This window comes from Streptomyces sp. PU-14G (genome assembly GCF_041028275.1).
Taxonomy (GTDB): Bacteria; Actinomycetota; Actinomycetes; order Streptomycetales; family Streptomycetaceae; genus Streptomyces.
On the sequence record NZ_JASKYT010000265.1, the window covers coordinates 1 to 9,571 of the forward strand.

Consider the following 9,571-nt stretch of genomic DNA (forward strand, 5'->3'; position numbering starts at 1 on the left):
CTCCCCTGAGCACGAGGAACTGCGCCGTACCGTTGAGGAGGGGGGGGGGGGGGGGGGGGGGGGGGGGGGGGGGGGGGGGGGGGGGGGGGGGGGGGGGGGGGGGGGGGGGGGGGGGGGGGGGGGGGGGGGGGGGGGGGGGGGGGGGCCCTCCCCTCCCTCTCCGTCCTCTCCGTCCGCCGCACCCGCTCCGGCGGCATCGCCCTGCCCGAACTCCCCCGACACCAAGGAGCAGTGAGCAGCATGGCTCTCGACCACCGCCTCTCCCCTGAGCACGAGGAACTGCGCCGTACCGTTGAGGAGTTCGCCCACGACGTGGTGGCGCCCACGATCGGTGACTTCTACGAGCGGCACGCGTTCCCGTACGAAATCGTGCGCCAGATGGGCGCCATGGGCCTGTTCGGGCTGCCGTTCCCCGAGGAGTACGGCGGCATGGGCGGTGACTATCTCGCGCTCTGCCTCGCTCTGGAGGAGCTGGCCCGGGTGGACTCCTCCGTCGCCATCACGCTGGAGGCCGGGGTTTCCCTGGGCGCGATGCCCCTCTACCTGTTCGGCACGCAGGAGCAGAAGCAGGAGTGGCTGCCGAAGCTGTGTTCGGGGCAGGTCCTGGGCGCTTTCGGGCTGACCGAGCCGGAGTGCGGGTCGGACGCGGGCGGCACCCGCACCACGGCCGTGCTGGACGAGTCCACAGGGGAATGGGTGATCAACGGCACCAAGTGCTTCATCACCAACTCGGGGACGGACATCACGGGTCTGGTCACGGTCACGGCCGTCACCGGGCGCAAGGACAACGGCGCGCCGCGCATCTCCTCCATCATCGTCCCCTCCGGCACGCCGGGCTTCACCGTCGCCCCCGGCTACTCCAAGGTCGGCTGGAACGCCTCGGACACCCACGAGCTGTCCTTCACGGATGTCCGCGTTCCGAAGGCCAACCTGCTGGGCGAGCTGGGCCGCGGCTACGCGCAGTTCCTGCGGATCCTCGACGAGGGGCGGATCGCGATCTCCGCGCTCGCGACCGGGCTGGCGCAGGGCTGTGTGGACGAGTCGGTCGGCTACGCCAACACCCGTATGGCGTTCGGCAAGCCCATCGGCGCGAACCAGGCCATCCAGTTCAAGATCGCCGACATGGAGATGCGGGCGCACACCGCGCGCGTCACCTGGCGCGACGCCGCCGCCCGGCTGGTGGCGGGCGAGCCGTTCAAGAAGCAGGCCGCGCTGGCGAAGCTGTACTCCTCCGAGATCGCCGTCAGCAACGCCCGCGAGGCCACCCAGGTGCACGGCGGCTACGGCTTCATGAACGAGTACCCGGTCGCCCGCATGTGGCGCGACGCCAAGATCCTCGAAATCGGTGAGGGCACGAGCGAGGTCCAGCGCATGCTGGTGGCCCGCGAGTTGGGGGTGGGGGTCTGACACCGACGCCACGGCCGCACCCCGCCCCCGGGTGTCCACCGCCTCCACGAGCCCGAATAATCGGAGCATGGCGGAGATTCTGCAGCGAGCCGGAGCCTGGACCTTCGACGGGGAGACTCTCAGGATCGCCCGGCACCGATCGACAGGTGCACCAGCTGCGCAAGGTCCTGGGAGAGATCGTCGTGCCGCTGGACGCGGTGGCCGGGATCGCCTACGAGCCGGGCGGCCGTAAGGGCGGCAGGTTGCGCCTGCGGCTCCGAGAGGGCGCCGACCCCCTCTCGCAGGTGGCCCGTGGCCGGCTGCCGGACTCCTCGGACCCGTACCGGCTCCCGGTGGAGAGGGACCGTACGGGTGTGGCCGAGTACTTCGTCGAGCAGGTGCGTACCGCGCTGCTCCTCGCCGAGGTACTGCCTGGTGCTGTGGGGCGTGCGGCAGGCGAGGGAGACGAGCGGCGCGGTGCGGTTGGCGGCTGCCGTCGCCGCCCGGCTGCCCCACCCGCACGGCGGCTCCCGCCCGTACAGCGGCTCCCGCCCGGCGCGGGCGCGGGGCGGCCGGGCCCTGTCGGCGGCGGACGCGGCGGAGCACCCGCCCGAGGTGACGGCGGACGGCGGGCCACGCGCCGAGGCGGCCTCACGCGGGTGGGGACGCGGACGGGGGGCTCCGCGGGCGCGGGCGGTCCTGTGGCCGGGGTTGCCGACCACGACGTGCTGCTGCGGCGGCTGCGGGAGCTGGGTGAGCTGCACCGCTCGCGCGTCCTGACGGACGAGGAGTTCGCCCTGGCCAAGAAGGCAGTCCTCGACCGCCTCTGACGCGGGCCGAGCGCGAGAGTCCACTCGTCGGCGATGCCGCTGCCCGCTCCTCCCCTGGTCGGTGCCGTCACCGGCTGGACAGGTGACGCGCCCGCGACGCCCCCTGATACGCGGCACCGGCCTCCGGCTGACACCGGGGGCCGGTGCCGCGTTTCCGGATACGCTCGCGCCCGCACGGTCGCGTCCGGAAGACAGGTCCTAGCCCTCCCAGGGCACCTGGGGGGAGCGGTAGTAGTTCACCCCCATCACGTCCCAGCGGGGCGCCTGCTGGGCGAGCCGTTGGCGGTAGCGGTCCCAGTCGTGGGTGGCGGCGGGGGACCAACCCAGTTCGGCGATGCCGGGCAGTCGCGGGAAGGCCATGTATTCGAGCTGAGCGCTGGTCGAGAGGGTTTCGGACCACAGGGGTGCTTCCACGCCGAGGACGGCCCGTTCGGGGACGCCTTCGAGGTAGGTGGCCGGATTCCAGTCGTAGGAGCGCTCGGTGGAGACGTAGCCGGCCCAGGAGAGGCCGAGAGGCGTGTCCTCGTGGTACTTCATGTCGAGGTAGGAACGGTCCGCCGGGGAGATCACGAGCCGGGTGCCGTTGCGTGCGGCGGCGGCCACCTGGGCGCGCTCCTCGGCCCCGGTCTCGTCGTAACCCCAGTACTGGGCGATGGTGCCCCGGCGCGGCGCCGCGGTGATCTGGTGCCAGCCGACGGCGGTCTTGCCGTACTTGGCGACGATGGGCTGGACGCGCTTCATGAAGGCGGCGAAGTCCTCCTCGCTGGTGGAGTGGGCCTCGTCGCCGCCGATGTGCAGGTAGGGGCCCGGGGTGAGGGCGGCCAGTTCGCGGATCACGTCGTCGACGAAGTCGTAGGTGCGCTCCAGCGGTACGCACAGCGAGCTGAAGCCCACGTCCGTGCCGGTGTAGAGGGGTGGCGCCTTGCCGTCGCAGTTGAGTTCGGCGTACGAGGCCAGGGCGGCGTTGGTGTGGCTCGGCATGTCGATCTCGGGCACGACGGTCAGGTGCCGCTCGGCGGCGTAGCGGACGATGTCGCGGTAGTCGGCCTTGGTGTAGTAGCCGCCGGGCCCGCCGCCGACCTGGGTGCTGCCGCCGTGGGTGGCAAGCCGTGGCCAGGAGTCGATGGCGATGCGCCAGCCCTGGTCGTCGGAGAGGTGGAGGTGCAGGGTGTTGATCTTGTAGAGGGCGAGCTGGTCGATGTAGCGCTTGACCGAGTCGACGGGGAAGAAGTGCCGGGAGACGTCCAGCATGGCGCTGCGGTAGGCGTAGCGCGGCTTGTCGGTGAGGGTGCCGCCGGCGATCTGCCAGGGCCCAGGACGGGTGCTGTCGGCCTCGATGGCGGCGGGCAGGAGCTGGCGCAGGGTCTGGATGCCGTGGAAGAGGCCCGCGGGCTCGCGGGCGCTGAGGACGGTGGCGCGTTCGGTGACGTGGAGCCGGTACCCCTCGCGGCCGAGTCCGCGTGCGCCGCTCAGCCTCAGGTGGATGCCGTCACGTCCGGGGCGGGTGGTGACGGGCAGCCGGTAGCCGGTGGCGGGCCGCAGCAGGTCGGCCAACTGTTCGGCGACCTGGCGTGCCCCCTTGGAGGCGTCGTGCCCGCGCTGCTTCCCCCGTCCGTGCCCCCGCCCGTGGTCGTGCCCGTGCCTCCGCCCGTGGTCGTGCCCGCCGCTCACCCGGATCACGGTCCGCGGGGTGAGGGTGTAGGGCTTGCCCTTGGCCCGCACGGAGGCGGGCGCGGGTATCACCTCATCGAGCGAACGGGGGCCGTGCGCGGTGCCCGGCCCTGACCGCGCGCCGGTCTCGGCGGTGGCCGAGACGGCGGGCAGCGAGGTGGCGGCGAGCAGTGAGGCGCACAGGAGCAGAAGCGGTCGAAGTCGTCGTCCCATGCAGTGATCCCTCCGAGATCCGGTCAGGATTTCTTCGAACGGTCGTTCACTGGGGTGGCGCACTCACAACGAAAGCCGTCTTCGGGACACTTCGTCATGATGGCGGCCCCGAGGGCGACCGGGAAGACATCGGATGGCTTCACTTTTCGCCACGCCGTGCCCGCTATCGGGCAGATTTCTTGCGATCGTGACGCGGAGACCGCACTATCGACGAGTGCTCGACGCTCCGACGCCGGTCCACGACGACCTACTCGACCACCTGGTCCGCACCACGCCGCTGCGGCGCGGCGAGGCGGCGCGGGTGGTGCTGGACGTCCTGTCGTACTTCGACGAGACGGCGTCCGAGTTCGTCCGGCGCCGGCACCGGGAGCTCCAAGCCAAGGGTCTGACGAATCCGGAGATCTTCGAACGTATCGAGGCCGAGCTGCCGCACCGCGCCGTGGCACCGCCTCAGCTGTCCCTCAGACAGCTGCGCCGCATCGTCTACGGCTGACCTTCCCGACGGCGCCTTCCCGACGACGTCCTCCCGACGTCCACGGCGGGCAGGGCGCGACACCACCCGCCACACGCGGCACCACCTTCAATACGCGGCACCACCTTCCATACGCGGCACACCTTCAACAGCACCACAGCACGACGGAGAGGCAGGGCATCAGCAGTATGTGCGGAATCGTGGGATATATCGGTAAGCGTGACACCGCCCCGCTCCTGCTGGAGGGGCTCCAGCGACTGGAGTACCGCGGCTACGACTCCGCGGGCATCGCCATCCAGACCGGCGGCACCGCGGGCAAGCCCGGCGCCCTCAAGACGGCCAAGACCAAGGGCCGCGTCCGCGACCTGGAGGAGCGCGTCCCCAAGCGGTTCTCCGGCACGGCCGGCATCGCCCACACCCGCTGGGCCACCCACGGCGCTCCCAACGACGTCAACGCCCACCCCCACCTCGACCCGGCCGAGAAGGTCGCCGTCGTCCACAACGGCATCATCGACAACGCCGCCGAGCTGCGGGCCAAGCTGAGCGCGGACGGCGTCTCCTTCGTCTCCGAGACCGACACCGAGGTGCTCGTCCACCTCATCGCCGCCGCGCAGGCGGAGAGCCTGGAAGGCCGCGTCCAGGAGGCGCTGCGCCACATCGAGGGCACCTACGGCATCGCCGTGCTGCACGCCGACTTCCCCGAGCGCATCGTGGTGGCCCGCAACGGCTCGCCCGTCGTGCTGGGCATCGGGGAGAACGAGATGTTCGTCGCCTCGGACGTCGCCGCGCTGGTCTCCCACACCCGCCAGGTCGTCACCCTGGACGACGGCGAGATGGCCACCATCAAGGCCGGCGACTACCGCACCTACACCACCGAGGGGTCGCGCACCTCCTCCTCGCCGGAGACGGTCGAGTACGCCGCCGAGTCCTACGACCTGGGCGGCCACGAGACCTACATGCACAAGGAGATCGCCGAGCAGGCGGACGCGGTGGACCGGGTGCTGGCGGGCCGCATCGACGACCGGTTCGCCACCGTCCACCTCGGCGGCCTCAACCTGGACCCGCGCGAGGCGCGCGCCGTGCGCCGGGTGAAGATCCTCGGCTGCGGCACCTCTTACCACGCGGGGCTGATCGGCGCCCAGATGATCGAGGAGCTGGCCCGCATCCCCGCCGACGCCGAGCCGGCCAGCGAGTTCCGGTACCGCAACGCGGTGGTGGACCCCGACACGCTCTACATCGCCGTCTCGCAGTCGGGCGAGACCTACGACGCGCTCGCCGCCGTCCAGGAGCTCAAGCGCAAGGGCGCCCGCGTGCTGGGCGTCATCAACGTCGTCGGCTCGGCCATCGCGCGCGAGGCGGACGGCGGGGTGTACGTGCACGCGGGCCCCGAGGTGTGCGTCGTCTCCACCAAGTGCTTCACCAACACCGTGGTGGCCTTCGGGCTGCTCGCCCTCCACCTGGGCCGCACCCGCGACCTGTCGGTCAAGGACGGCAAGCGCATCATCGAGGGCCTGCGCAGGCTGCCGGCCCAGATCGCCGAGATCCTCAAGCAGGAGCCGGAGATCGAGAAGCTGGCCGCGAACTACGCGGACGCCCGCTCCATGCTCTTCATCGGCCGGGTGCGCGGCTACCCCGTCGCACTGGAGGCCTCGCTGAAGTTGAAGGAGGTCTCCTACATCCACGCCGAGGCCTACCCCGCCTCGGAGCTCAAGCACGGGCCGCTGGCCCTGATCGAGCCGGCGATGCCGACGGTGGCGATCGTGCCGGAGGACGACCTGCTGGAGAAGAACCGCGCGGCGATGGAGGAGATCAAGGCCCGCAGCGGCCGGATCCTGGCCGTGGCGCACCAGGAGCAGGAGAAGGCGGACCACACCATCGTGGTGCCCAAGAACGAGGACGAGCTGGACCCGATCCTGATGGGCATCCCGCTCCAGCTGCTGGCCTACCACACGGCGCTGGCCCTGGGCCGGGACATCGACAAGCCCCGCAACCTGGCCAAGTCCGTCACCGTGGAGTAGGGGATGGGCGGAATCCCGCGCGGGCCACCAACCGCGCGGGATTCCGCCTCCCCTGTGCCGGCGTCGCCCATTACGCCGGCAGGTGGGCCGCCGTACGGGACCGTCACTCCCGGTCGGCGGCACGCCCTCGGTCCGGGGGCGCCCACGTGCTGTCTGTATGCCCCTCACAAGCGCACAACGCACCTCTACGGGCGGGTAGATTTATCGATCCCCACAGAATGAACTGACGGTAAACACGCAGGAGTTGGAGGATCACACACCGGAACGAAGCCTGACCGCGGACGGGCTCGTCCGCGGACGGGCCGGCGCGAAGGGCGCCGCCGCCGTTCGCGTCGGATCAGGGCACGACCACGACAGGACGCTGGGCGCGGCGCGCGAGGCGGCCCGCCACCGAGCCGAAGATCCGTCCCACCAGGCCGTGCGTCGAGCCGACCACGATGGCGTCGGCCGCGTACTCGCTGCCGACCTCCTCCAGCTCGTGGCAGATGTCGCCGCCGCGCTCCACCAGGATCCACGGCACCTCGGACAGGTGGTCGGCGCAGGCGAGTTCGAGCCCGAGGACCTCGGTGCGGTGGTCGGGGACGTCGACGAAGACGGGTGGCTCGCAGCCCGCCCACACCGTGGTCGGCAGCCGGTTGGCGACGTGCACGATGATGAGTCCCGAGCCGGTGCGACGAGCCATGCCGATGGCGTAGGCGAGCGCCCGCTCACTGGAGACCGAGCCGTCGAAACCGACGACGACGCCGTGCTGGAAGGCTGGATCGCAGGAGTGGCGTGGCTCGCCCGCCGCTTCGGGGACCGCCGTGGAGTCGGCGATCTGCCTGCGGTCCGCTGGGTCAGGGATCTCGTGTCCAGCCATGAGTTGTCTCGGCGAATGAGTCCTCTGTACAGAGGGGCGACGGACGGCTTGCGCTTTCTCGATCTGCTCGGGGCCTCACGGCCGGCTCGACGGAGGGGACGAAGACCGGGGAAGACCGGGAATCGTCTTCCCAATTCCCTTACCCAAAGGGTACGGCGGCACTCCCCCCACGCACAGGCAATGGAAGGTGGCCGCCGGGACGGTTGACCCCGGAGCATGCCTGAGCGCGGCCCTCAGCGCAATGCCGCGTTACGCCCCTTACGCGCCTCCTTGACACGGGCGGGGCCCGCCGGAGCCCGCGGGGGCCGCCGCGCCCGCGCCTGGCCGGTCCCCCGGCGCACCTGGCGCGGCGCCCGGTCACGCGGCGTACGCGCGACCGGCACACGGCCACGGCTGCGACCGGTACCGCGGGGCCGGCCCCCGGTCGGCCGCCGACCTCCGTCCGGGGGCGTCATGCGGTCGATGCGATGGCGCGAGACGATCGCTCGGGGCGCACACCGGCGCACAATGAGTAACCAAATGTCACACGCCGTTCGATCCCCCGCCGGACTGGGGATGACCAGGCGCAGCATGCGCCTCCCGCGCCTCTGGCCACCCATGGCGTGCGCCCCGGGAGTGACTGGATCGTACGTGTGACCCCCCTCGTTTTTCGGCCAACTTGGGAACACGCCTCAACCCTTGCCGTACCACTCCCCCGACCCCCTGTCACCAGGGACGAAAGGAGCGCCGCGCGGGTGTGCACCCTACGTTGACGGGGCAGAGAGGGCATGCGTACTTCCCTGCAACGCCTTTGAGTGAAACGCTTCGTGATCGAATGCTTCACGCCAAGTTGCCTTGTCGACATAGCGCCGGATGCCGAACTTGCACCGCCCACCTCGTCCGACGCAGTAGATTCGATCTTGGCTTTCGCTGCGGGGGAGAGCGGGGGAGATGTGTATGGACCGAGAGGAACACAACGATTGAGGGGGGCTTAGTTCCAATGAGCCAGGACTCCACGAACGGCCCAGTTGAGACCCGCAAGCTGGCCGCGCGCCGCCGGCGCGAGATCGTGGCGGTGTTGCTCTTCAGCGGTGGTCCCATCTTCGAGAGTTCCATCCCGCTCTCCGTCTTCGGAATCGACCGCCAGGACGCGGGAGTTCCGCGCTACCGGCTGCTGGTCTGCGCGGGCGAGGACGGGCCGCTGCGCACCACCGGCGGGCTCCAGTTGAGCACGCCGTTCGGCCTCGAGGCGATCTCCCGCGCCGGCACCGTCGTCGTGCCCGCCTGGCGCTCCATCACCCAGCCACCACCCCCGGCCGCGCTGGAGGCGCTGCGCCGCGCGCACGAGGAGGGGGCCCGGATCATCGGGCTGTGCACCGGCGCGTTCGTCCTCGCCGCCGCGGGCCTGCTCGACGGCCGCCCCGCCACCACGCACTGGATGTACGCGCCGACGCTCGCCAAGCGCTATCCGGCCGTCCACGTCGACCCGCGCGAACTGTTCGTGGACGACGGCGACATCCTCACCTCCGCGGGGACGGCCGCGGGCATAGACCTGTGCCTGCACGTGGTGCGCACCGACCACGGCGCCGAGGCGGCCGGGGCGCTCGCGAGGCGCCTGGTCATCCCGCCCCGGCGCGGCAACGGCCAGGAGACCGGCGGCCACCCCCGCCACCTGGACCGCTCCTTACCAGAGGAGATCGGCGCCGACCCGCTGGCCGAGGTCGTCGCCTGGGCGTTGGAGCACCTCCACGAGCAGTTCGACGTGGAGACCCTCGCCGCGCGCGCGTACATGAGCCGCCGCACCTTCGACCGACGCTTCCGGTCTCTTACTGGGAGCGCTCCACTGCAGTGGCTGATCACCCAGCGCGTGCTCCAGGCGCAGCGCCTGCTGGAGACGTCGGACTACTCGGTGGACGAGGTGGCGGGACGCTGCGGTTTCCGCTCCCCCGTCGCGCTGCGCGGCCACTTCCGCCGCCAGCTCGGCGCCTCCCCCGCCGCCTACCGGGCCGCCTACCGGGCACGGCGGGTGGACGGGGAGCAGGGCGAGGACGTACCGGGCCTCGGAGGGGAGGGTGCGGAGAGCGGAGCGCGTCTGCCGCACCAGCCGCAGCCGGGCCCCGGCGGCCAGGGGGGCGCCCCGGGG

General features: G+C 71.5%; 7 protein-coding genes. 5 read left to right on the forward strand and 2 right to left on the reverse strand.

All coding sequences use genetic code 11. The features are described from left to right. The first annotated feature begins 240 nt into the window (after nucleotides 1-240). Both AB8Z75_RS25170 and AB8Z75_RS25175 read left to right on the forward strand, forming a co-directional pair. Nucleotides 241-1,407 carry an acyl-CoA dehydrogenase family protein gene (locus AB8Z75_RS25170; protein ID WP_369205737.1) on the forward strand — a complete coding sequence of 389 codons (1,167 nt, stop codon included), beginning with the start codon at nucleotides 241-243 and terminating at the stop codon, nucleotides 1,405-1,407. A gap of 182 nt (nucleotides 1,408-1,589) precedes the next feature. Continuing rightward, nucleotides 1,590-2,216 (forward strand): DUF4429 domain-containing protein, encoded by a 627-nt coding sequence (locus AB8Z75_RS25175; protein ID WP_369205747.1) that lies wholly within the window; start codon nucleotides 1,590-1,592, stop codon nucleotides 2,214-2,216. A gap of 198 nt (nucleotides 2,217-2,414) precedes the next feature. Here AB8Z75_RS25175 and AB8Z75_RS25180 read toward each other — a convergent pair whose 3' ends face one another. Further along, complete coding sequence (locus tag AB8Z75_RS25180) at nucleotides 2,415-4,100, reverse strand: beta-N-acetylhexosaminidase (RefSeq protein WP_369205739.1); 1,686 nt, start codon at nucleotides 4,098-4,100, stop codon at nucleotides 2,415-2,417. Nucleotides 4,101-4,314: 214 nt separating this feature from the next. Here AB8Z75_RS25180 and AB8Z75_RS25185 point away from each other — a divergent pair, with 214 nt between their 5' ends. Further along, nucleotides 4,315-4,593 (forward strand): hypothetical protein, encoded by a 279-nt coding sequence (locus AB8Z75_RS25185; RefSeq protein ID WP_114018098.1) that lies wholly within the window; start codon nucleotides 4,315-4,317, stop codon nucleotides 4,591-4,593. Between the two features lie 167 nt (nucleotides 4,594-4,760). Continuing rightward, the gene (gene glmS, locus AB8Z75_RS25190) at nucleotides 4,761-6,590 is read left to right on the forward strand and encodes a glutamine--fructose-6-phosphate transaminase (isomerizing) (protein WP_369205741.1); all 1,830 of its coding nucleotides are present in this window, start codon (nucleotides 4,761-4,763) and stop codon (nucleotides 6,588-6,590) included. Between the two features lie 337 nt (nucleotides 6,591-6,927). Here glmS and AB8Z75_RS25195 read toward each other — a convergent pair whose 3' ends face one another. Further along, entirely contained in the window at nucleotides 6,928-7,449 is a 522-nt protein-coding gene (locus AB8Z75_RS25195) for a universal stress protein (protein WP_369205743.1), read from the reverse strand. Nucleotides 7,450-8,428: 979 nt separating this feature from the next. Between AB8Z75_RS25195 and AB8Z75_RS25200 the strand changes: the two genes are divergently transcribed. Then, nucleotides 8,429-9,571, forward strand: a 1,143-nt coding sequence (locus AB8Z75_RS25200) for a helix-turn-helix domain-containing protein (protein ID WP_369205745.1), incomplete at its 3' end; no start/stop codon positions are given.

Coding starts and splice junctions, on each gene's coding strand:
- AB8Z75_RS25170 (WP_369205737.1), top strand. CDS start 241: ATGGCTCTCGACCACCGCCTCTCCCCTGAGCACGAGGAACTGCGCCGT.
- AB8Z75_RS25180 (WP_369205739.1), bottom strand. CDS start 4,100: ATGGGACGACGACTTCGACCGCTTCTGCTCCTGTGCGCCTCACTGCTC.
- glmS (WP_369205741.1), top strand. CDS start 4,761: ATGTGCGGAATCGTGGGATATATCGGTAAGCGTGACACCGCCCCGCTC.
- AB8Z75_RS25195 (WP_369205743.1), bottom strand. CDS start 7,449: ATGGCTGGACACGAGATCCCTGACCCAGCGGACCGCAGGCAGATCGCC.